Raw genomic sequence first — 23739 nt, 5'->3', positions numbered from 1 at the left:
TTCGCGCCTCATTTTTTGATTTTAACGAGAACAAGTCAAGCTAACCCGTGCTTTCCCTAGCCTACAATTTCCTTTTGTAGAAAGTACTTGTGGATGCCCTCTGCAGGATAGCCTGAGTACTGCCCCACTTTCTCAAAACCCAATTTGAGATAGAACTCAAGAGCTTGAAAGCTGTAGGTATCCAAATAAACATGGGTAACCCCATGAGGCTTTACTTTTTGTTCTAGCATCGACATTAATTGGCTACCGAGACCAGAGGTTCGACTTTCAGCGTCTACCCACAAAAACTCAACAAATACCGTATTTTTAAACATTTCGCCAGTCAAGCCACCCATGATCTTGCCATTCTCATCTTTTGCGAAACAGCCTACAGCATGCACTTCCCCTCCAGGTAAATGCAGTCGGTTATAAGATCGAATACCTTCACGAACAAAATCAAGGTCTGTTTGATCTGGATTTAAACAAAATTCAAGCTTCATATATCCTCTCCTTAGGAAACACCAATATCCTAAAACAAAAAGCCAGCAATTGCTGGCTTTCTGATGGAATATGATAACTTTACAAGGCGAAACTACTCAGCATCCACAACGCCAGAATAACAAACACTAACCCCATTAGTTTATGTTGATACGTGCGGAATTTTTCGTTCTCGAGCAGCCCTTTGCCCAATGTGCCTGCTAACCCAACAAGTAATAAATTGAATGACAAGCCAAGAACGTTCAACAATAACCCTAGCGCTAGCATCTGCTCACCAGAAGATGCCGTGATATTGCTTGAGACAAACTGCGGCAAAAACATCACAAAAAAGACCAAGGCTTTAGGGTTGAGCAAATTACTCATCAAAGCACGTTGATAATAAGTTGATGCCATTTTGTTTTGACCATCAAGCTCTGGAGCCGAAGATGCCTCAGCTCGTAAGCAGTCCCAACCCATTTTTAACAAGTAAGCGCCACCTAGTAGATGAAGGACTTTAAGGGCTATTGGGCTCATGGCAATCAGGGTAGATACACCCATTGCTGCAAGCAAAGTAAGAATAACACCAGACGTCGCATTGCCTAAGCTAGCAAACAGACCGACCTTCTTACCGTAACTCATACTAGAGCTCGCTATCAGCAACATATCGGGCCCTGGTAACAGCAACAAAGCCACTACTGCGGTGAGATAAACAGGAAGTACAGATAAATCAATCATGATGGAACCGCTTTTCTACAACAAGGCGGCGAATGTTATACCAACAAAATGACATCATCCAGCCCAAAATAGCCAAGATAATTCAAAAAATAAAAATCATAGTTTGCCCATATGAAAAATAGCAATCAATTCGCCTATTTATCAAAATCGAATAGCAATTTTGTACAAAAATAAGCACGATGGATCCGTTACACTTCTAAAATGATTTTCTTGAGCAGACCGGATAAAGATGAAAGAAAAGAATAAGGAAATCGCTACCTTCAAGATAGCTCAAGAGCTCGGAGGTTTAGAGCTTCTCGATGCAAAGTATGAGAAGCAGAATTTTTCACGCCATAGCCACGAAGGTTACACTATTGGTGTCATCGAAAAAGGGGCACAACAATTTTTTAGGACGGGCGGGAATCATATCGCGCCACAGGACAGCATCATCCTTGTTAATGCAGATGAAGTACACAACGGGCATTCAGCCTCGGAAGGCGGCTGGGAATACAAAGCAATGTACCCCGTACCTCAGCAGTTTCAAACTTTAGGACAAGAGCTTGGCTCACCAAATGTAGCTCTGCCCTATTTCCCTCAACCTGTGGTTTACGATCCTGAACTGGCTAGTCAGTTACGATTGGTATTTGAAACACTAGAAAAATCAGACAACCGTTTATTGAGAGAAACTTTGGTTTACGGCACGTTGATCAAGCTAGCCAGTAAACACAGCACTCATCGGGCACCACTGAAAGAGTCAACCAGAGCTCAGCGACAAGTGCAGCTCGTCAGAGAATTTTTGGAAGACTTTCCACAAACGGACGTCTCACTAGAAGAACTCGCGAAACTGTCTGGATTAAGCCCTTTTCATCTGCTGAGAGAGTTTCAAAAGCAATTTGGCTTTCCGCCTCATGCCTATCAAATTCAGCAACGTTTACGTATGGCGAAGAAGCTACTAAAAATGGGACAAAAAATTTCAGACGTGGCACAAGAATGCGGCTTCCATGATCAAAGCCATCTGCATCGACACTTTAAAAAAGCCATGGGCGTCACTCCAGGCCAATACGTCCGTCATAGCTAAAGCAGCAATATTGTACAAGGCGTTATGCGACTACCGAGCTATCTTGGTAATCTGATTTAGGAATAAATAAGAAGAAACTATGGACCACACTTTGCCGTTACAAAAAGAATCAAAAGCCACGCTATTTTGGCAAGGTACACTTGCGATGATGCCTCTGAGTATCGCAGTGCTCCCTTGGGGCTTACTCGCAGGCTCATTCGCAATTGATACTGGGCTTCACCCTTTGGAAGGGCAAGCACTATCCGCCATTTTGTTCGCAGGTTCTGCACAGCTCGTCGCGATGGGAATGATTAAAACGGGAGCAGGTCTAGTGACCATGTTACTGACAACGCTTTTTATCACCTCTCGACACTTCCTCTACAGTGTATCGATGCGCAGTAAAATTGCACCGCTCCCTCTAAAATGGCGATTATCACTCGGCTTCTTACTTACTGACGAGCTGTTTGCGATTGTAGGCCACCATTCCGATAAACAGTTTAATCGCTGGTATGCACTTGGGGCTGGTCTGAGTTTTTACCTGTTTTGGAATGTCGCGACATTGACGGGCATTATTGCGGGAAGTCTAATCCCTGAACTGAACGAAATGGGTTTGGAATTTGCTGTAGCCGCAACTTTTATCGCGATAGTAGTACCCACCATTAAAAATGCAGCAGTGCTCGCGAGTGTTATTGTGGCTTTGGTGAGCTCAGTTGCCCTAACCTATTATCAAATTGAGGGAAGTTTGATGATTTCAAGCATTTTAGCCATGCTTACTGGTTACTTTGTGGAACAAGTAAAGGAGAAACGCTAATGATCATGTTGGCTATTTTGCTGATGACGGTACTTGTTTTCACCAGCCGCTACTTGTTTTTAGAACCCAAGCTACCATTGCGATTAGGGACGCGCACTCAAAAAGTACTCAATTACGCTAGCCCCGCAGTACTGACTGCGATCTGGGCACCTATCGTTTTCATTCCCGATGGGGAGCTCAGCGTCAATGTGCAAAACCCATTTTTACTGGCTGCCGTACTGGCTGCTTTAATCGCGTATTTTACTAAAAATGTTCTTTTAACGACGGTTATCAGTATGGTGGTATTTCTCGTTCTACGAATTTGGCTTTAATCCGCCAACCACTCAATCTCCAACAAGGTGACATCGCCACACTTTAATCGACCAAGGAAGATGTCACCTTCATGTACCTCACCAACGCCCTTTGGTGTACCAGTCATCACTACATCGCCATCTTGAAGTGTTGTGTAACTGGTTAATTCATCCAGGATAGTTAGCGGCGGGTAGAGCATTTGGTTAACGTGACCTTTTTGTACACGAACACAGTTAATTAAGAGCTCAAGGTTAAGATCATTGATATCAATGTTATCCAAAGAGACAAACCGACTAAACACAGCAGAGCCATCAAATGCCTTAGCACGCTCCCACGGCAACCCCTGATTTTTAAGCGAGGATTGCAAACCACGCTTGGTCAGATCCAATCCCAAACCAACCGCTGAATAACGTCCATCCTTGATCAAAAAGCAGATTTCAGCCTCATAATGAAGGGGCTCTTGATGGAATGAACGCAGAGTTGTTGATACGGAAGTTGCGGGTTTATTAAATACCACCATTTGCTCAGGCATTGCATTATTAAGCTCATGAATATGTTCAACGTAATTTCGTCCAACACAAAGCACTTTACCCACTTCTACTTTCTTTTCTTCAACTTGAATAACACTCATCATTCTTCCCTGCAAAACAAAAATCCCATCATAATCTAACCTATTGACTTAACGACACTAAATAGCAACCTCTAGTGTAAAAAATAAGACATTCACCCCGTTTTGAGTTTTGTATCATCTAATTGAAACAGCAAAGTATTTGTAAAACAAATAGACAAAAAAGCCAGCACGAGGCTGGCTTTAGATCAATGAGCTTGAATAATAGTTCTCGCTAAACCCTATTATAGGTAGTAACGAGCACCTAACGCCCATTTGTCATCAGTTTCACGACCATTGTCGTCATTTAGGTCAAACTGGTAACCCGCGTAACCAACAAATTTAGGCGTGAAGTTATATTCTGCTTGTAGTGCCATTTCTTCACGAGCAGTTTCTGTTTTAGAGCTCTTAAACTCTTTACCTTCCACCATCTCATAGTTAACACTCAAGTTTAGGCTGTTCGCCAGAGCGTATGCGATGATCGCTTCGTACACATCACTTTCTTCTAAACGGTCGCCTTTTGCACTGAAGTTCATGTTTTCGTTTGAACCATAAACCGCAGCAAGGAATAGGCCTTGGCCGTACGCACCGTAAGATGCTGATACAACGTGTGATTCCGCCGTGTGCTTACCTGCATATGCAGGGTGCTGGAAATCACCGCCATTGTATGAATAACCGATTTTAGCGCCCATGATTGAGTAAGAAAGCGCAGCTTGCACACGGTCATCGTATTTAGCACCGCCAGTTATAACTCCAGCATCGTTGCGCGTGTAATCATCGTTTGCACCCTGCCAACCAAGACCAAAGTTGATCACACCCGCTTCACCCAACTCGATGGCATTACGGTAAGAAAGCATTTTATCCGCACGGCCAGTGCCAAGGTTTCCATGATCGTCATAGATGAAGTCGTTGGCAAACGCGATTGGCATATCTGCAATACCTGCGACATCGTAGTAAGGTGACCATTGCGTACCACCTACTGCACGACCATAAACCTCATGAGTTATACCTAAGTAACCTAGACGAGTTTTAAACGACTCTTCACCACCGTCTAAGTAGTTTAGCGCCCATTCACCACGTGCGTCTGCGGTGAAGCCATTACCCAAATCCTGTGTCGCAGAGATATTTATACGAGGAGAGTTAGTACCCACATCCGTGTCACCTTGCTCTGATCCATTTAAATTAACAGAAACGTGGCCGCCCATCGAAAATGTTGTGCCATCGTTATTATATAGTTCCACTGCAACTGCTTGAGTACCGAAGGTTGCTGCCGCGATTGCCGCTGCTAATAATTTTTTATTCATTTCTAAATCCATTACTTATTAGTTGGTTAGTCAGTTTTAGACCCGGCTTTGGTTCACTTTCGTAAAAACGAAATGATGAACAAAGAGAGGAATACAAAGGCTATCCGAGGCATCGTTTCCACCAGATTAGTTTTACCTTTGTGTAACAACTGCCGACACTTTATTTGATTAGTTCCTGACAACCGAGTGAAAAGATCTCAGACAAAACCTAAAAAGCAATCGTTTACTTAGCCTTCAAGAAATCGAGAAATAAAAACCTTACAATAAGAAATGCTTTAGAGAGAGTTAGCTCACAAATAGCTGATGATTCGCTATTTTTAGGCCAAACTTCCCTGCCAAATTGAAATGTTTACTTACATTTAGGGTCAAGAAACAATTCAGGAACTTTTTGAAAAAAACACAGTCTTCAACGGAGAGGAAAAAACCTCAAAAAAGATAAACCTTTCTTTTTATAAGTGGTATGAGAAGGGGCACTTATTCTCGCCAGCAATAAAAGTGCAATCAAATCATAACTTAACAGAAATCTATCTTTCATTTTCAGCCTTTACCTTAGCGTCATCAACACATCGGGCAAGAAAGCCCATCGATTACAACTAGGGTAATAAGAAAATGAAAAAGGCAGCACTAACTACTGCAATTCTTACAGCATTGGTATCAGCACCATCATTCGCAGCAACTGTATACAAAAACGACGGTACTGAATTAAAAGTTGGCGGCCGCGTTGAGTTTCGTGGTGACTTCATCGGTTCAGACGGTGCTGAAGTTGAAGGTTCCATGGAAGATAAAAGCCGTGCTCGTCTTAACCTAAAAGGTAAAACAGACATCGGCAACGGCCTTTCTGCTTTCGGTGTTTACGAAGCCGAACAAAAAACGGGCAAGAGTGAATTCAAAAACCGCTACATGTATGCAGGCGTCGACTCTGATATCGGTGCTTTCTCTGTAGGTCGTCAAGACATGGCTGCAGTCATCATCTCTGACATGACGGATATCACAGAATTCTCTGGTGTTCAGCAAGTTATTGATTCGTCTTCTGATAAGCAAGACAGCGTTTTCGCATACCGTGGTGCGTTTGATGCACTACAACTTCAAGCAACCTACCAAGCAAACTCTAGCGATAACGAAGATAAATACGGCATCTCTGGAATGTACTCACTACCAATGGGCCTCGACTTTGGTCTTGCATACTCTGGTGGCGATGTAGATAAAGATAACTCTGAAGATCAAATTCTAGGTGGTATCGCTTACTCGATGGACAACCTTTACCTAGCAGGTACTTATTCTCAAGGTTCCCTGACTGACTCTGAAGACTTTACGGCTTACGAGCTAGTCGCAAGCTACAAAGTAGCAAGCAAAGTGACACTTGCAGCTCTATACACAGCTCAAGAGAATGATCCAGACAACGGTTCAAAGTACGACACCGTTGAAGGTATCGAGCTTGTTGGTTACTACAAACTAAACAGCAACTTCCGTACTTACCTGTCTTACTACATCAACCAACTTGATGAAGCAAAAGATGCAACAACAGGTCTAGTAACAGAAGGCGAAGATACACTGCGCCTAGGCGTACGTTACGATTTCTAATTCACTCTTGTCCTAAGAGCGAGTCCACTTGGCCAGCACCTTTGCTGGCCATTTTTATTTAACCCAACACAACTCGATAAGTTTTCACACTATCCAAGCATCGCTCAGCAATGAAAAACGAGCGTAACGACGCCTACTTCTGCCCTCTTTTAATGCGATTGATCACTAAGTTAGTGCATTTCATCTAATCGACAACACAGAAAAACAAAAAAACCATTTAAAATCAAACACATAAAAGTTGGCACGTGTTCTGCAATATTATTTATGCAAATGCATGGCAGCGTTTGTGCTTCTCGTTCTTTGTACCTGTTATAACAGGCACGTCCTTTGAATTGGTAATGTCGCCTCCCTCTGGGAGGCATTTTTTTATTGGCGCGAAAAACAATAGGACGTATGATCCCGCCACCTCTATCAAACTGGAATTTTTCAATTGAATCATCATCCTGTTCAAGGTGCGTCCTGGATGCTAACAGCTGGCTTGGCATTCGCCATAGTGAACAGCTTCGCCCAAATTGCTAGCATCAACTTTGGTGTCTCCTCCACCACATTTGCGTTATTCCAATATGCAATCGCCTTATTTGTTATTCTGCCCTACCTACGTACACTTGGGATTAGACGTTCTTTAAGAACCCAACACTTTGGCTGGCATGCATTCCGCATTTTTCTCTCTGTTATCGGGATTCAACTTTGGTTATGGGCTCTCGCTTACCCAGTTCCAATTTGGCAAGGTATTGCACTTCTCATGACCTCCCCGTTATTTGCCACAGTTGGTTCTGGCTTGTTACTCAAAGAGAAAGTAGGTACTGCACGCTGGTTAGCGACATTGACGGGGTTTGTTGGTGCCATGATCATTCTTGAGCCTTGGGCAGACTCATTTACATGGGCGACCCTGCTCCCTGTTGGCGCCGCATTTTTCTGGGCAGCGTATTCATTAATGGTAAAAAAAATGTCGGTAAACGATCCGCCATCAACCATGGTTGTCTATTTATTGCTGCTGATAACACCATTTAATATCTTGTTAGCGATACCGACGTTTACTATGCCAGATACGTGGACGATATGGGGTGTGCTTTTAGCCGCAGGTGCACTTACAGCACTCGCTCAATGGGCTATCGTTAAAGCATATGCAGTAGCAGACGCCTCATTTGTGCAACCATTTGATCACGCCAAACTGCCTTTGAATGTTGTTGCTGGTTGGTTGGTGTTTGGTTGGGTGCCACCTGGTCGTTTATGGTTAGGTGCTGCGATTATTATTGCATCTATTGCGTTTATTACGCATTGGGAAGCGAAAAAGACAAAGTTAGTTGAAAGAAAAATCTAATTTAAAAGTTCTATATTTTCAGGAAAGGAAATGAGGAACCCATATGAGTCAACCAATCAAAATTACACTGTATCGCTGGGCTGGTAGTTGGGGCCCATTCAAAGTCAATATTCCTTGTGGTGAATGTACATTAACCAAAGATATTTTAAAGGATACTTTTGAAAACGAACTAGCCGATGTGCCCGTTGAACTTGAAGTAAAAGATTGGTTATCGCACTGGTGGGAACCATTAAAAGCTGGTGCTTGGCATGCACCCATTCTTCTTGTCGAAGGGAAAGTTATCAGCCAAGGAGAAGCATTGAATCGGGGTGTGCTTGTACAGTCTGTTATTGCTGAGTGGGTAAAACGCGATGAGCTAAAAGGCAACATTGTTTATGGTAAAGCAACTTGCCCTTACTGTGTCAAAGCCAAACAATTACTTGACGAGGCTGGCGTTCAGTATGAGTACCATGATGTAGTTAAAGACAGCGCCGCCTTATACCGCATGATTCCTGAAGTAAAAGCCATCATTGGCGAAAAAACACCGGTAACAGTGCCGCAAATCTGGTTAGATGGAAAATATATTGGCGGCGCTGACGATTTAGAAAAGTGGTTATCAGCAAAGGGGCTAGATAAAGTGCCTAACAATGTTGTGGAGATACCAAGCCAATCCGCGTAATTCTAGATTTAAATGTCATCAGTCTTTGAGTAGCGTTTTGCCAATGTTGTGCAATATGTTGGCTACTTACTAACAACAAAACAGAGAAAAGCAAAAAGCCCTGATTTTTCAATCAGGGCTTTTTAAATTATTTCGCCAGTTTTTTAATAACACGAGCAAAAACAGAAGCTTTTTTCTTCTTCGCTTTACCGTAAAGCGCTTTGTGCATCGCGTCTTTTGCAATCATCTGGCCAATATAAGCACCACCAAGTTCGTTACCCATGACCTTCTCCTGAATGTATTGACTTAACTATGTTGTAATTTTACACCACAATTAGATAAAAACAAGACTCCAGTCACATTTATTTTGTAATTAACTTTCAGTTTGATTTTCGTGGATTTCTTGAAATGAGCGTCTATCGCTTAGGTTGTTGGTATGTTTTACCCGCTGCGACGTACGTATCTTTCTGTTTGATTTCAAAGAATGTTTCAAAGAACCACGCAGCAAACTTGATCAAGTGATCGCCTTCATTCATGACGTGCTCTACGTATTCTTGCTCTTCTCCGGACTCATCTTCTTGAGTGGTAATATGGTAAATACGTTTCTCACCATCAACTTCTGCAAGGCCAAACTGACCCGTTAGGGATTGCGCCGCTTGTGCAACTTCTTCTTCCTCACACGCCTTCAAGATTTCAAGTGCCTTTGGCATACTTTCTTGCTGAGTAATTTCTTTTACCAGTGTTTCAAATTCGTTTTGTTGCATTCTTTCACCTAACGATTAGAGATCGGATAGCCATTGGGCAGAAATGTATTCCAAGCTTGAGAGAAGTATCAAGGTTCGCCCTCTTCCTTTCAAACCAAGTAATTCAGTATACACAACAGGCCAGACTTAATTTAGCTGCGCATTTTAGAAAGCCGACCTTCTGGTTGCAAGTATATTCAGATGGAAGTTTCTGCTTGAACCGTCCCTTCTGGCACTTTACGAAATTGGCTTAGTACAAGAACAAAGCAAGAAAGTAACGCAATAAACAAATAAAACACCCCAAGCTGCTGCTGATTCGTAACCCATGAGTCTACTAAGTACCCACCAAACAAACCTGCTAAACACATTTGAATAGAACCAGATAGCGCAGAAACCGCGCCTGCCTGTTGCTTATGTGGTGAAAGTAGCAAACTGATCGATACCGGGAATGACATTCCTTGAGCAAAACTTAAACACGTGAATGCCGTCAGCAATGAAAATACACTGAAGGGGGTAACCAACAACATGAAGCCTGCAACAGCAACAATCGCGAAACTCATCAGCAAGATTTGCTGAGCTTTGTAACGAGCATTGATCAAGTTCAGCACTAAGCTACCCGTCAGCAAACCAACTGATGGTATGATCATTAAAGAGCCGTAATCTGCCGCCGTTAATCCTAACTCTTGTTGCATTAAAAATGGATACAAGGAGAGCGTAACCAGAGCCGATAAATAACTAAGCCAGTTGTAGCTCGCACTACCAATCACTTGTGTATTCGTTAACAGACGCAAATAGTTCGCGCTTACTTCGCCTACTTTAAATTTTCTCTTCGGATAAGGCAGCGTTTCTGGCAGCACCAATAAACCAAGTGTAAAAATTGCCATTAAGTAAATCAGTACAAACACGAAGACAGCATGCCAACTCAGGTGAAAAGCAATCCAGCCACCAAACAGCGGAGCAATAATTGGCATCACTGAAGCAGTGACTGAAATATAAGATAGCGCTTTGGTTAATTGCATACCGTCATAACTATCACGCAGTACTGACCGACCAAGTACCGAAGCGCTGCCCGCTCCTAGGCCTTGCAGTAACCGTCCCGCTTCAAGGGCAACAATGTTGTCCGAAAACGCGATGCAAATAACCGTACCAACTAGATATACACTTTGCCCCAGAATAAACACCGGCCGACGACCAATCGCATCAGACAATGGGCCGTAAAAAAGCTGAGAGATACCGAAGCCAACGAGAAATAGCGTGACGAGATTCTGAATCGAATGTTGCGGCAAATTCAAGTCATGACCAATCAATGGCAAAGAAGGAAGATAAATACTAACGCCAACTTGGCCTGTGGCAATGATCATCATCGCTAATAACAATGGTGTTTTACGCAAACGTTCCTCCTACTTTGTGACAGATTGATGGCAAACAGTGTATATTTGATACTCAAAGATGATAATCAGCTAAGTTGGAAAGGAATTAATTCCCAAGGAGATACAATGGACTGGATTCAAAGCGTGAAGAGTTATATTCGTGTGGTCGAAGAAGGTAGCTTTAATGCAGCAGCGCGGAAACTCAATACCACCAGCTCAGCTATCAGTAAGCGAGTTCAATGGCTAGAAGATAAAATTGGCGTTCAACTACTCAAACGTACGACCCGCTCAATTAGCCAAACTGAAGCTGGTGCTCTGTTTTATCAACGAGCAAAAAGTCAGCTTGATTCATGGCAATCGGTATTAGATGAAACTCGCTCAGTCAACCAATCACCAGCGGGGCTATTAAAAATTGGGGCAACGCTGGCCGTTGGTTCCAAGTTTCTAGTTCATTATCTTGATGATTTTCTTGAGAAATATCCAGACATCACACTTCAATTAACAACAACGCTACCAGGCCAATTGCCAGAGCTAAGCTTAGACCTGTTTATTAGCCGGGAATTAGAGCAACTGAACTCTCTAAGTTTCAAAGCTACTGCACTTTTCGAACATAAAGCCCAGTTTTACGCCGCGCCTAGTTACCTAAAGAAATATGGCACACCACAATGCGTTGAGGATCTGACAGAGCATAATGTCCTGATTTGGGGAGAAAAACCCTCACGAGAAATCAAAACAAATCGAGGCAAACGTATCAGCTTGTCCGGTAACTTTGCCACGACCAACCCAGAAGCGCTGTTTCATGGCGCCAAAAGAGGCATGGGTATTTTGATGACGAACAACGTCATGATCAAAGATGATCTCAAATCCGGCGCGTTAGTCCCTATCCTGCCCGATATCACAGCGGATAAAGCCACTGTATATGCCTACTATCCAAAGCTGGATTATCAGCATACCCGAACTAAGCTATTCCTCGATTATCTCAAATCACGATTAGAAGAGGAGAAGCGAGCCTAGCTTAGCGTTTTTATCGCTATAGCTTTAAAAGGTTCAAGCATAAAAACATGAAAATAATGATTTGTTCGTTCACAAAATTTGAAAAATTCGCCTTAGTAACCGATAGTTTATTTGATGCATATCAAATAATAATTCGTCGTGTCTTACACGATATGTTAATAACAACGCTAGGTGAAATGCTCAATGGGTCAGGTACAAATCAGTTTCCACAAAATTGATGAGATATTGAAGCTAAACGGCACGGCTCAGCTAAACCGAGTCACGCTAGATATTCATCAACACTTGCAGAGCCATTGCACTTGCGTTGTAGAAGTTGCGCATCTTCAGCATTCGGCTCATACCATTTCCTTCGCCAGCAATGGAAAAATTACAGACAACCTAAGCTACCACCTTTCAGGCACCCCCTGTGAAAAAGTGGCGAAAGACATTGGCGAACATATTTTCTATCAAGACCAGGTATACAAGCGTTTTCCTGAAGATAAGATGTTTCAAGAAGATGGCACTCAAGCTTACATTGGCCTGCCATTGAAGACACAAAATGGCGAAGTTCTGGGAATTTTACTATCTACCTTTACCCGAAGCATCCACGCGAAAGAAGCGCAAGATATCCTCGACTTCCACCGATTTTATGCCAATGTCATTATTCATAGCTTACGTGAAAAGTGGGTCAGTGAACGTTCAGATAAGCTTCTTAATCAGCTTAGCTATGAGGTATCGCATGATAACCTAACTGGACTGCTCAACCGTAGCTGTTTAGCTGATACCTTGGAGACATTAACGCAGCAGGCGACTCGCCCATTCAGTTTGGCGTATCTTGATATCGATAATTTCAAATCGATCAATGATATCAACGGAAACTATATCGGCGACCAAATCATTAAGTTCACAGCTAACGCCATTCAACAGAGCTTGTCGTCGCCAAACAATGCGTTCCGTGTCGCAGGAGATGAATTCGCCTTCATCACGTACGACGAAGATCCTGTAGCCGTGTGTCAGGAAGTACTCGACAAAATTGAAAGTGGCTACAGCGACAAATCTAACCGGATTTCTTTCACCGTTAGTATTGGTATTGCGCGTGCCCCAGTACATATGTTGAACAGCGATGAGCTGATTTTGAATGCCAGTCTCGCTCTCAAAGATTGTAAAAAACACCGCGATACACGGATTCAGCATTACGACACACACCTTAGTGCGTTATACCACCGTAGGACGCAGCTTATTGAGGCAATGCGAATCCAGCTAAGTACTGATATACAAGACAGCGATGAGTTGTATGTAGTGGTTCAACCGATCGTCGATATCACGAGCGACCGCTGGAATTACTTTGAAATTTTGACTCGTTGGAATAGCAATATCTATGGAAATATCTCTCCAGCGGAGTTCATTGAAGCTGCCGAACAATCAGGCCTGATTATCGAGTTAGGTGAACGGATTATTGAACTCGCGTGTATCGCAAAGCAAGAACTCGAAGCGAACCTAGGCTATAAAGTCAAACTCTCCATCAATTGCTCAGCGTATGAGCTGGTTGATTCCAACCGTTATATTAATCACTTAACCAACATGGTTGAAAAGTATCAGCACGAAGCAAAAGACTTTGTTATAGAGCTCACCGAGACCGTCTTACTCTCACAAAGTGGCCGTGAACAGATGGTACTTAACTCGTTGCGATACTTGGGTTTTAAAGTCGCACTGGATGATTTTGGTACGGGATACTCAAGCTTGAACTATATACACAATTATCCGATTGATAGCATCAAAATCGATGCTACCTTTGTGCAGAACATGCTCTCAAATACAACCTCTGAACAAGTGGTGTTTTTGATAGCGCAATTGGCAGAGCTGCTTGATGTGGATTTGATTGCCGAAGGCGTAGAAGACGATAGAGCACTGCAAAAGTTAATTGAAATGGGCTGCCACTACATCCAAGGTTATTTTTACTCTCGTCCACACAGTGTTGAAGAAATCGTACACCTGATAAATGAACGTGAAGTGCGGAGTGCCTAACGTACTGAACAGACTGCTGTCATAGAATTCAAATCTAGTTAATGCACAAAGTAAAAGAGACCAAGCTATGCTTAGTCTCTTTTTGTTTTTTAAGCGAAGTACTTTATTACAGCACTGCTTTCTCTTTATCGCGTAATAGTCTATCCATTTCATCTCTGTTCGCGACAAAAGTAGCCATCTCTTTCTTAGGAACAGAACTCGCCATTGGGATATTTGCTCGCATAGCGTTAACTGGACGGCCGTATTCAATCAACTCATAGTGAAGGTGTGGCCCAGTCACTCGACCTGTTTTACCAGAAAGACCGATACGCTGGCCTCGAGAAACCTTTTGCCCTTTCTTCACCAAAATCTTACTTAGGTGTAAGTAACGGGTTTTGTATTTGCTGCCGTGCTCAACAACCACGTAGTTACCCGCATATGGGTGTTTACGAGTCATGATCACTGTACCATCACCAGTAGAAACGACTGGTGTACCGGTTGGTACAGCAAAGTCAGTGCCGTTGTGCGGCGCAACACGCCCCGTTACTGGATGTAAACGATTAGGATTGAAGCCAGAACTGATACGCCAACGACTACTTACAGGGTAACGCTGGAATGCGCGCTGTAAGCTTTCACCTTTGGCATTGTAGAATTGACCATCAGTATGAAGGTAAGCGGTGATCTCGCGGCCGCGATTATAAATCTTAATCGCCTCAATTTCGTTCTTACCTGTTGGTACACCATTGATGCTTTGTGAGCGGCGAACAACTTCAAATCGATCACCTGCACGAAGATCACGTCCAAAGTTAAGTTGTTCTTTGAGTAAGCTTACGACTTGACTCACTTCCGCCGACGTTAAACCTAAACGACTCGCAGAAGAAGAAAAACTGCCTTGAATAACGCCAACTAAAGGTTCTTGGCTCCACACGCCAGGAATGGAAATATCAGTAAAGTCATAGCTACCATCACTATTCAGCTTGTAGACCACTTTATCTGCAATAGAAAATTGCAGTTCCATTTTCGCTAACTCGCCTGTCGCATCATCACGCCAGAAACGGAGCGTATTGCCCGGCTTAAGTGTATCAAGTGCCAAGTAGTTCAAATCCGTTTCCATTACTTTCATTAACGAGCTGTAACCGAAACCGAGCTGACTAAAAATAGTGCTTAGGTTGTCACCTGCTTGGATTTGATATTCGAAGTTCGGGGGAGTGACAACTTCGGCAGTTGTCGCATCAAGAATTTTTTCAACGACCTGAGATTCAGGTAGGTTCAATGCGATGGTTTTGGTTAAAGATGACTCTTTGAGAGAGTGAGAAACACCAATCGCAACTAAAACTGGCAAGGAGTATAACAGCAGCGCTCTACGACTTGTCAGATTCGGCAACCGTCTTGTAATTTCATTTGTAGACACGGGAATTACTATCTCCTTTCAAACAAGGCTCATAGCTTATGCATTCCCGAATAAGAAATCACTAGGAAATTTCGAGATCTAGCGCAGAAAATACTGAATTTTTACAGAACTCAAAAAAAATTCATCACTGTTGCATATGTAAGTTATTCCCTACACGCTGTAATGTGGATGAATTGAATTGATTTGGCGTGTCTGCCATTGCTTGATCGTCACCGTGCGCTAAATATGAAAGCGTGATAGTTGTATCACTTTTCCATTCGAGCTGAGTAAATTTCACGCGGTCACCAACAAAAATACTGTCTAAAAGTACAACTCGGCTCGGCACGGGGTCAAACTTGAACAAGCCAACATAGTTAAACGAACCGCTACCTTGTGTCGTTACAATCATCGGTGCAACAACCCATGAAACACCTTCAATCTCACGCTGACTAATCGACGCAGTTGGAACAAGTACCTGACCTTTTGTCGCACCTGCATCATAGTCACCTATCAAATAGCCGTTTTCTTTATCCCACTCATCAAGAAAAGTGACCGCACTCTGCTCGGGTACTTGGATCGTCCAAGGATTACGTGCAGTGATACCAAGCGTCTCTTGCACAATAACGTTCGTTTCGACTTCTGTTTGAGGAAACTTAGCCATGATCTCGTCATCAGACAAACTAAAACGATAAACACCTGCGATCACAACCACAACTAATAAAACGATTGGAATAAGTAGAATAAGTGGTATCGGCAGGATTTTTTTGTGAGTCATGAAAGCTTCCTTGTTTCAAGGTATAAACGAAAAGCGAGTATACCATTGTATACCCAAATGATTTCACCTCTTCAAGTGTTTCAAAATTAAACTAAACTGATTGTATCCAAATAGTTTCAAGTCCAGAGCTCATAACGAGCTAGTGACACAAGCTCTGTGCTCTAGGTCTATTGGTGTATTGGTGTATTGGTGTATTGGTGTATTGGGACAAATAGGTAATCACGATGACAAAAACCATTCATACATGCGAGTGCGCCTGCGGTTTAGTTGAGATCCGTTGTAAGGGAGAGCCCACCCACACGTCTGTCTGCCATTGCTTCGAATGCCAAAAACGAACTGGCAGTGTTTTTGGGGTTCAAGCTCGCTTTGAAAAAGAGCACGTCACTTTAAACGGTGAAGTCACTAGCTATACCCGAATTGGCGATGATGGCAGTGAGGTTCAGTATGACTTTTGTCCATCCTGCGGCACGACAATGAGGTTGTTCGTTGCTGCATACCCAGAAATCATGATCATTCCCGTCGGTCTATTTACCGATAAAGAGTTCCACCAACCTACCGTTTCAGTCTATGAACAAATGAAACACGGGTGGGTGAGTTTCGAATGCACAACGGGACACATCTGCTAGCGAGCAATCCGCGTTCACGTATTTACTTTGGCTCGGACAAACGACCTATAAGTGAGATTTTTTTGAGAATGATCAATCGAGTTTTACTGTAAAGGGTTTCGTAACTCGGTGTGAGCGTTATAATCGGCTCCTAATATTTGGTGGGGGTTTATTGTGATTTCCAGACTTCCTCGTTGGGTGGAATATGGCGCGTTTCTACTAGCTCTTCTCGCGGGCTGCGTCAACGCCGTTGGTCTTCTCGGCTTTCAACACCAAGCGATAACTCATCTTTCGGGAACCGTAACTCAGCTAGGGAACAGCTTGCTAACAGGTGTGGATAGCTCCATTCACCTGCTCTTCATCGTATTTAGCTTTTTGATTGGCGCTGCCTTTAGCGGCTTTTTTATTGAAAGCAGTGCGTTAAAACTAGGGCGAAGATATGGTGTTGCACTGTGCATAGAAGGGAGCTTGCTCTTACTCAGCTTGGGCTTTTTGGTGCAAGGGGATTTGTACGGCCAATATCTAGCATCAGCAGCATGTGGATTACAAAACGCCATGATCACCACGTTTAGCGGCGCAGTAGTCAGAACCACACATATGACCGGAATCATCACCGATCTAGGGATTATGATTGGAGAGAGCTTGAGAGGTCGTCAATTTGACCGACGTAAAGCAAAATTATTCCTATTCATTTTCTTTGGCTTTTTGTTTGGCGGCGTCGCGGGAGCGGCTCTATTTATGGTATATGGTTTATATACGCTGGTTTTCCCAGCAATATTGGCTTTTTCTACGGCTCTGATTTACTGGAGTTACCTATACATACTTAGCCGTCAACAAAAAGCATAAAATTTCGATCCGATTGAAGCGACATGCTTCAATCGGATTTGGCTCAATAGGTTCACACTGCAACGGTACAAGAAACGCTGAACGGTATTTTGACACCACTAAAAACCTTAGAATAGATAAGGCTAACTGAATTTCTGGCAAAGAAGTTAGTTAGATCAAAATCACATTTGTTTACCATTTTATTATTCCAGTCACAATGCGCCCCATAATTCACTGCGCAATTCGCCTCTCGTGCTACAATTTTCTAACACAAGCAACATATTCGCATACACTTAGACGTTATTTGACCAATTACCCGACAAATCGGCTGAATAACTAGATGTATTTAATGAATAGTATTGCAATGGATGCAGTTTGCGGGTACCCTCCGCAAAACTGTGATTAAATACGGATGTTTAGTGAATATTTATGTCATGGAAATGGCAAGTATTGACTAGTAGTAACACGAGACAACTATGCATAACACCACTAATGCTACTGAAGCTCCTAAGGGCAACTTTTGGATGTTTTTCATCCCTTCCCTAATTGGTCTTCTACTCTTTATGGCTCCGATCTCTTACGATGGCGGCCTAACCATTCCCGTTGCCGTGATGGCAAAAGTCATCCCAGCGGTGTTAGGCGATACCTTGATTGCTATCGTCACCAGTATCATCGCTTTCATGGCCGTTGCTTCTGTTCTTTGCAAAATTTTTAAGCCAGCTGCAATTTTACGTAATGGTTTTTTAAACGGTCTCTTCAACCCATCTCCACTTTGGCTCGTTGTTCGTTTAATCGGCGGCGCTGCCGTGTTAATGACGTTCTTCCAAGTGGGTCCAAAAGCAATTTGGGAAGAGAACACTGGCGGGCTTGTTCTTACTGGTCTTCTACCTACTCTGTTTGCCGTTTTCATTTTCGCGGGTTTACTGCTTCCGCTTCTTTTGAACTTCGGTCTTCTGGAGCTATTTGGTGCGTTACTCAGTAAAATAATGCGTCCGGTATTCAACCTACCTGGCCGCAGTGCAATTGACTGTATGGCATCTTGGCTAGGCGACGGAAGTGTTGGTATCTTGCTAACCAGCAAGCAATACGAAAATAAGTTCTATACTCAGCGTGAAGCGGCTGTTGTCGGGACCACTTTCTCAGCAGTATCGATCACGTTTAGCTTAGTTGTTATCGCTCAGGTAAAACTAGAGCACTTATTTTTGCCTTTCTACGGCGCTATCTGTCTAGCTGGTATCGTAGCTGCGATTGTCATTCCTCGCCTGCCTCCGCTTAGTCTGAAGAAAGATCGCTACATTGACGGCAGCAACCCTGATAAAGACGCAGATGCAGTGCCAGAAGGCCACACCACATTCTCTTGGGGTATGGATCTAGCTCTTAAGCGTGCTGGTCAAGTCACATCGGTTCAGTCTGTATTTAAAGAAGGCGTACACAACGCAGTCGACATGGTATTTGGCGTATTACCTGTAGTGATGGGTCTTGGTACCGTTGCATTGGTGATTGCAGAATACACACCTGTATTTGCAATTCTGGGTCAACCGTTTATCCCATACCTAGAGCTACTGCAAGTCCCTGAAGCTGTTGCAGCATCACAGACAATCGTTGTTGGCTTTGCGGATATGTTTATTCCAGCAATTTTAGCGGCCTCAATCGATAACGAAATGACACGTTTTGTTATTGCAGCAATGTCAGTAACTCAGCTTATCTACATGTCGGAAGTAGGTGCCCTACTGTTAGGCAGCAAAATTCCAGTAAACATTGTAGAGCTCTTCGTAATTTTCATTTTACGTACGTTAATCACGTTACCTGTGATTGCTGGCGTTGCTCATCTTATTTTCTAAAATCGAGACGTCAATTAACAAAGGCTCCGCATCGTCGGGGCCTTTTTTATACCTAAAACTCCGTCCACATTAGGCTTTTAGTAAAAAGCTCATAATTTACAAAGACAAAACTTCAACAAAACACCTTTCAGCACCAACAAAATTTTCATCACCTCACCTGTAAAGCCAGTTAATGCCACTGTTTGTTAAGCAATTCTTTTCATTATGACGATTTCATTAATTGAGCTCGCAAACATGATCACACTCACAAGTTTTAACGTAAATTGTCGGTTTGTTTAAATTTAGTTAAAAAAGACGACAAATGAGTTCATGTTTTTGACAAAGATGTCGATAAAAATATAACCAAACACAATAGGTTTCTCTTTACGCCCAATTCGCTCGGTTTAAAAGAGGCGAAAGCAAAGTGGAACCAACCGGGAGAATCAGAGGAAAGCTCATGAAATTCAGACATAAGGTTGTCACAGCCTCTTCATTTTTGCTGCTAATTACCGTGTCGTTATTGTCGACACAACAAGTTATGACCATCCGCTCCCAAACTCAGGAGCAAATCGACTCAAGTGTAAACGAGATATTGACCAGTGTTGGTAACACTGTGCAATCAGAAATGAATGCAAAGAAGGATCTCGCTCGCTCCATTACTGAAGTGATTGAGCTTGATCCCAGTTCACATAGCTATGTTCAAAACATACTTGAAAGACCCACGCCAAAAAGCAGCTTCCTTGCCATCGGTTTTGGTTATGAAAGTAATGGCTTTGTGATTGAAAATGACGACGGCTGGGATGCGGGTCCAGACTACGACCCACGTCAGCGTCCTTGGTTTATTGCAGCTAAGAGCAAAGGCGATTTGGTCGTAACCGATCCGTACGTCGATGCGTCTTCGAAAAACGTTATCATCTCTGTTGGTACGCCAGTAAAAGAAAATGGCCAGTTTTTAGCCGGTATGTTTTATGACCTCGAATTAACTACCCTTTCTGATCTGGTCAACCAAGTGAATCTGTTTGATGCTGGTTACTTATTTCTGATCACCGCTGATGGCACAACCATTGCTCACCCTCAAAGTAAGTATAACGGCGAGAAAGTCGGTAGCTACCTCCCGCAAATCGAACTTACGCAATCAGCACAACATGTTGAGATTGATGGCAACCGCTACATGGTTAACCTGACTCACATTCCTGGCGAGAACTGGTACGTAGGTTCGGTGATCGATGAAGCTGTTGCCTATTCTGCCGTAGGAGAGCTTCGTAACAACGCTATTATTTATTCAATCATTGCCGTGATTGCATCTATTATCGCCCTAACTCTGTTGATTCGCACTCTCATGCGTCCTTTGGACACGCTAAACAATGCGATTAAAGATGTAGCATCAGGGAAAGGCGACCTTACACAACGCCTCGAAACAGATACTGACCAAGAGTTTTCTGAGCTTGCCACAAACTTCAATACGTTCATGGAGAACTTACAACAGCAAATCATTGAGTCGAAACGTATTTCTGATCAAATTTTAAACGGAACTCAAATCACCGCTGAGGGCGCAAAAGACTCGGCAGGCGCAATTCACACTCAGCTGCAAGAGCTAGAACAACTTGCTACCGCGATGCATGAGATGTCTGTCACCGCGACAGAGGTTGCTAATAATGCGCAAGGTGCGGCAAGTGCAGCTAAAGAAGCCGACCAAGCAACGGTTGAGGGGTCTTCTATCGTTGGTGAATCGACACAAACGATAAACATGCTTTCCGATAGCATTGACCTTGCAGTCGAAGAAGTACAAGTGTTGGAATCTGCTACCGCCAATATCGAAACGATTCTAAAAGTCATCAACGATATTGCGGACCAAACAAACTTACTCGCGTTGAATGCCGCAATCGAGGCTGCACGTGCGGGAGAATCTGGCCGAGGCTTCGCCGTTGTTGCAGATGAAGTACGTACACTGGCACAACGTACTCAAGAGTCGACAACAGAGATTCGTACTATGATTGAGCAACTACAATCTGGCGCTTCATCTGTGGCAAATGCCATGCATCAAAGCAAAGGTAGTGCTATAGAGGCCGTTGAAAAAGCGGGTTTAGCAAATAGTGCGTTACAACGCATTCGTGACGCGATTCAGCGTATTTCCGATATGAACTTGCAAATTGCCTCAGCAGCGGAAGAGCAAAGCCTTGTCGCTGAAGAGATCAACAACAATACGGTGAATATTAAAGACCTATCGACTCAAGTCGCCGAATCGGCAAATCGAACCAACGACGCGATGCAGGCGCAACAAGAAGATGTACATAAACAAGATCAAATCTTAAATAGATTTACTGTCTAACACTCATCTAAGCAAAAGCAGCGAGCACCGGCTCGCTGTTTTTGTTTTTAACCCTCAACCCTAGTATTGGTCGATGTTACATGTGCCATGTTGTTGCTATTAAGCTCAACATTACAAGAACGCCGACTATGTGCCCTTTCAAGTTTAATTGAACTCGACATGGATATAGCGATCATTAGAACGGCGATAATAACGGTCGTCCACTTTTAGATAAGTGAAATCTCCAATCTTTATGTAGGTACTATTCCGAGGAATTCGGTCATGGTAATAGTAACTGCGCCTTGGTCGTCTGGTCTCCACATAAATAACGTCACGATGTTTTTGTTTATGCTTGTGCTTGCGCTTGTGTTTATGATGGTGGTGATGCGCATGATGGTGATCGTACCGATGTCCATGCTTATGCTTCGGGTCAGCCACCGCTTCTGTACTCAACACACCTAAAGACAACATAACGCCAACCATGGCAAAAGATAATTGCTTTGACACAACAGAGCCTCTTATTCATATCAACATCGATATAATAGAAGGGTGAATCACTGTACATGTCAGCCTTTCGCTAAGGAGTTTTACTAAAAAGTCAGCGCTAACCGTGATTATCAGAGAAACGTCAAACATCACAAATGCTGATGACTTCGAGTGGCCTGGGTTCGGCTATGAATATAAAAAAGCCGCCCGTTTGACTACGAGCGGCTCAGTTTTTAAATAAGCTAGCGTGATTTTATACTGCTTGGGCAAACAGCAAGAAACAGCCGAATAGGAAGATCATGCTCATTCCCATTGCGCCGCCACCAGCTTCATAAATATTGTCATCTTCTACCGGCACTCGGCGCACTTTCATGGTCATTGATAATGGGACAAAGACCGCGAGAAACACAAGAATAATCCCCGCGTAGCTGAGAATAGCTAGGAAGTGTTCTGGCGCAAATACAGCACCTAATAGTGGTAGCACAAAAGTAGTAACAAAAATCACTGGCTTACTTGCTTTCAGTAGGTCTGCATTTTGATCGTATAGCGCCATTGCAACACCTAAGAACGACGTTAGTAGTGCCAAACCAGTAAACATGGATAGGATGAACTCTAAGCCCTCGTATTGCTGACCTAGTACCGATATCAACTCTGTTACGTTGGAGTATTGAACAAGCTCATGAGGTGGTAGGTTGCCGACAACCGCTAACAACCATAATAGGTAACAAACAAGCGGAATAGTTGAGCCCACGATAATCATATTACGCAGCTGTGTTTTACTCGCTTCTTTGTTGTAAGTTACAAGCGATGGGATCACGACCATAAAACCGAAACTGGTGAAAAGCACCGAACTGGTTTTGATAAGTGCCATTTTATCGTCGCTCACAACCTCATCAAGTCCTTCAAACGAGACGCTTGGTGCAAGCGCAAAAAGTGTCAGGATCAGCGCTACGATCATGCCTAGGAACAAACCGCGATTCAGCTTATCTACTACCCCTGTACCTGCCGAAACAATGATACCAACTAAAAGAGTAAAACCGACTTGGCTTGCGATCGTGGATGTTGGAAGCCCAATTGAGGCTGTTACTTTTTGTACCAGATCACCCGCACCAATGATGTAAGCCATTAATAGACAAACTAACAGGGCGTAAAGCAAGCTGTTGGTTACCAACTGGCCTCCTTTACCAAGCGTTTCGCGAGCAATTGCATTCATGCTCACACCACCACCTACTTTGCAACTGGCTTCAAGAAGGAGCAGCGCAGCATAAGTCGTTCCAGCCCAGATGAACAACATAAGAAGAGTGCCCCAAAGGAGGCCAAATTGAGCAAGCACCATTGGTATAGCAAGCATACCAGCGCCAAGAGCAGTACCTGCAACGATCAGGGAGCTGCCGACAAGTTTTAGGTTCACGGTTAATACCTCTAAATTCAATCCGTTAATTTCTCGCCAGTTGTGCTTTATCTAAAGCACACAACAAAACGCTCCGACTTAGTCAAAATTTGGTTACAAGAGCACTATGTTACAAGAGCCCTGTATGGCTAAGAAAACATGCAACAAAAGGTGGTTAATCATTTGCACATGAACACTTGAGAGTCGTTTTTGGCGATGTCATCGTTGATGAAATGTGCGCAACTTTGGGT

General features: G+C 43.3%; 23 protein-coding genes. 12 read left to right on the top strand and 11 right to left on the bottom strand.

Going from position 1 to position 23739, the window contains the following annotated elements; translation table 11 throughout:
• Positions 1 to 56: 56 nt before the first annotated feature.
• Together R7E47_RS03110 and R7E47_RS03105 are read right to left on the bottom strand one after the other, a co-directional pair.
• Positions 57 to 479 carry a GNAT family N-acetyltransferase gene (locus tag R7E47_RS03110; protein ID WP_256900406.1) on the bottom strand — a complete coding sequence of 141 codons (423 nt, stop codon included), beginning with the start codon at positions 477 to 479 and terminating at the stop codon, positions 57 to 59.
• Positions 480 to 558: 79 nt separating this feature from the next.
• Entirely contained in the window at positions 559 to 1191 is a 633-nt protein-coding gene (locus R7E47_RS03105) for a LysE family translocator (protein ID WP_005375522.1), read from the bottom strand.
• A gap of 229 nt (positions 1192 to 1420) precedes the next feature.
• Here R7E47_RS03105 and R7E47_RS03100 point away from each other — a divergent pair, with 229 nt between their 5' ends.
• The 3 genes from R7E47_RS03100 (at position 1421) to R7E47_RS03090 (ending at position 3349) form a co-directional block, all read left to right on the top strand.
• Positions 1421 to 2248 (top strand): AraC family transcriptional regulator, encoded by an 828-nt coding sequence (locus R7E47_RS03100; protein ID WP_005385198.1) that lies wholly within the window; start codon positions 1421 to 1423, stop codon positions 2246 to 2248.
• Positions 2249 to 2327: 79 nt separating this feature from the next.
• Positions 2328 to 3038, top strand: a complete 711-nt coding sequence (locus R7E47_RS03095; protein WP_213885957.1) for an AzlC family ABC transporter permease — start codon at positions 2328 to 2330, stop codon at positions 3036 to 3038.
• A complete protein-coding gene (locus R7E47_RS03090; protein WP_005385193.1) occupies positions 3038 to 3349 on the top strand; it encodes an AzlD domain-containing protein in 312 nt (103 codons plus the stop codon). Before R7E47_RS03095 ends, R7E47_RS03090 begins: the two co-directional genes overlap by 1 nt.
• Here R7E47_RS03090 and R7E47_RS03085 read toward each other — a convergent pair.
• The gene (locus R7E47_RS03085) at positions 3346 to 3960 is read right to left on the bottom strand and encodes a fumarylacetoacetate hydrolase family protein (RefSeq protein ID WP_017635857.1); all 615 of its coding nucleotides are present in this window, start codon (positions 3958 to 3960) and stop codon (positions 3346 to 3348) included. The two genes, R7E47_RS03090 and R7E47_RS03085, sit on opposite strands and share 4 nt — an antisense overlap.
• A gap of 221 nt (positions 3961 to 4181) precedes the next feature.
• Positions 4182 to 5240 carry a porin gene (locus tag R7E47_RS03080; protein ID WP_047101621.1) on the bottom strand — a complete coding sequence of 353 codons (1059 nt, stop codon included), beginning with the start codon at positions 5238 to 5240 and terminating at the stop codon, positions 4182 to 4184.
• Between the two features lie 609 nt (positions 5241 to 5849).
• Here R7E47_RS03080 and R7E47_RS03075 point away from each other — a divergent pair.
• The 3 genes from R7E47_RS03075 to R7E47_RS03065 all read left to right on the top strand — a co-directional run bounded on the left by R7E47_RS03075 (position 5850) and on the right by R7E47_RS03065 (position 8800).
• Positions 5850 to 6821 (top strand): porin, encoded by a 972-nt coding sequence (locus R7E47_RS03075; protein WP_005375535.1) that lies wholly within the window; start codon positions 5850 to 5852, stop codon positions 6819 to 6821.
• Positions 6822 to 7284: 463 nt separating this feature from the next.
• Positions 7285 to 8142 carry a DMT family transporter gene (locus tag R7E47_RS03070; protein WP_005375542.1) on the top strand — a complete coding sequence of 286 codons (858 nt, stop codon included), beginning with the start codon at positions 7285 to 7287 and terminating at the stop codon, positions 8140 to 8142.
• Positions 8143 to 8185: 43 nt separating this feature from the next.
• Positions 8186 to 8800 (top strand): glutaredoxin domain-containing protein, encoded by a 615-nt coding sequence (locus R7E47_RS03065; RefSeq protein WP_005385185.1) that lies wholly within the window; start codon positions 8186 to 8188, stop codon positions 8798 to 8800.
• A 127-nt stretch (positions 8801 to 8927) separates the two neighbouring features.
• On the opposite strand, the gene R7E47_RS03060 is transcribed toward R7E47_RS03065, so the two are convergent.
• The 3 genes from R7E47_RS03060 to R7E47_RS03050 all read right to left on the bottom strand — a co-directional run bounded on the left by R7E47_RS03060 (position 8928) and on the right by R7E47_RS03050 (position 10913).
• A complete protein-coding gene (locus R7E47_RS03060; RefSeq protein WP_017635854.1) occupies positions 8928 to 9062 on the bottom strand; it encodes a hypothetical protein in 135 nt (44 codons plus the stop codon).
• Between the two features lie 133 nt (positions 9063 to 9195).
• A complete protein-coding gene (locus R7E47_RS03055) occupies positions 9196 to 9543 on the bottom strand; it encodes a hypothetical protein (protein ID WP_005375501.1) in 348 nt (115 codons plus the stop codon).
• Positions 9544 to 9719: 176 nt separating this feature from the next.
• On the bottom strand, positions 9720 to 10913 hold the full coding sequence (locus R7E47_RS03050; protein WP_017821607.1) for a multidrug effflux MFS transporter: 1194 nt from the start codon (positions 10911 to 10913) through the stop codon (positions 9720 to 9722).
• A 105-nt stretch (positions 10914 to 11018) separates the two neighbouring features.
• Here R7E47_RS03050 and R7E47_RS03045 point away from each other — a divergent pair, with 105 nt between their 5' ends.
• On the top strand, positions 11019 to 11906 hold the full coding sequence (locus R7E47_RS03045) for a LysR family transcriptional regulator (protein WP_017635852.1): 888 nt from the start codon (positions 11019 to 11021) through the stop codon (positions 11904 to 11906).
• Positions 11907 to 12089: 183 nt separating this feature from the next.
• A complete protein-coding gene (locus tag R7E47_RS03040) occupies positions 12090 to 13910 on the top strand; it encodes a putative bifunctional diguanylate cyclase/phosphodiesterase (RefSeq protein WP_262645025.1) in 1821 nt (606 codons plus the stop codon).
• 106 nt (positions 13911 to 14016) lie between these two features.
• On the opposite strand, the gene R7E47_RS03035 is transcribed toward R7E47_RS03040, so the two are convergent.
• Positions 14017 to 15300: a peptidoglycan DD-metalloendopeptidase family protein gene (locus tag R7E47_RS03035; protein WP_025768471.1), complete on the bottom strand. Its 1284-nt coding sequence runs from the start codon at positions 15298 to 15300 to the stop codon at positions 14017 to 14019.
• A gap of 124 nt (positions 15301 to 15424) precedes the next feature.
• Complete coding sequence (locus R7E47_RS03030) at positions 15425 to 16054, bottom strand: hypothetical protein (RefSeq protein ID WP_054574420.1); 630 nt, start codon at positions 16052 to 16054, stop codon at positions 15425 to 15427.
• 224 nt (positions 16055 to 16278) lie between these two features.
• Between R7E47_RS03030 and R7E47_RS03025 the strand changes: the two genes are divergently transcribed.
• The 4 genes from R7E47_RS03025 to R7E47_RS03010 all read left to right on the top strand — a co-directional run bounded on the left by R7E47_RS03025 (position 16279) and on the right by R7E47_RS03010 (position 21633).
• Complete coding sequence (locus R7E47_RS03025) at positions 16279 to 16680, top strand: GFA family protein (RefSeq protein WP_054574421.1); 402 nt, start codon at positions 16279 to 16281, stop codon at positions 16678 to 16680.
• A 153-nt stretch (positions 16681 to 16833) separates the two neighbouring features.
• The gene (locus tag R7E47_RS03020; RefSeq protein ID WP_054574422.1) at positions 16834 to 17505 is read left to right on the top strand and encodes a YoaK family protein; all 672 of its coding nucleotides are present in this window, start codon (positions 16834 to 16836) and stop codon (positions 17503 to 17505) included.
• A gap of 455 nt (positions 17506 to 17960) precedes the next feature.
• The gene (locus R7E47_RS03015; RefSeq protein ID WP_005385171.1) at positions 17961 to 19325 is read left to right on the top strand and encodes a YjiH family protein; all 1365 of its coding nucleotides are present in this window, start codon (positions 17961 to 17963) and stop codon (positions 19323 to 19325) included.
• A gap of 436 nt (positions 19326 to 19761) precedes the next feature.
• Positions 19762 to 21633 carry a methyl-accepting chemotaxis protein gene (locus tag R7E47_RS03010; RefSeq protein WP_025768473.1) on the top strand — a complete coding sequence of 624 codons (1872 nt, stop codon included), beginning with the start codon at positions 19762 to 19764 and terminating at the stop codon, positions 21631 to 21633.
• Between the two features lie 144 nt (positions 21634 to 21777).
• On the opposite strand, the gene R7E47_RS03005 is transcribed toward R7E47_RS03010, so the two are convergent.
• Positions 21778 to 22119 (bottom strand): hypothetical protein, encoded by a 342-nt coding sequence (locus R7E47_RS03005; protein ID WP_318083703.1) that lies wholly within the window; start codon positions 22117 to 22119, stop codon positions 21778 to 21780.
• A gap of 232 nt (positions 22120 to 22351) precedes the next feature.
• On the bottom strand, positions 22352 to 23509 hold the full coding sequence (locus R7E47_RS03000) for an amino acid permease (protein WP_005385167.1): 1158 nt from the start codon (positions 23507 to 23509) through the stop codon (positions 22352 to 22354).
• Positions 23510 to 23739 lie beyond the last annotated feature (230 nt).

This window comes from Vibrio sp. Vb1026 (genome assembly GCF_033338745.1).
GTDB classification, from domain to species: Bacteria; Pseudomonadota; Gammaproteobacteria; order Enterobacterales; family Vibrionaceae; genus Vibrio; species Vibrio alginolyticus.
Note: the sequence above shows the minus strand (reverse complement) of the source record. Positions and strands in the feature narration are given on the sequence as shown.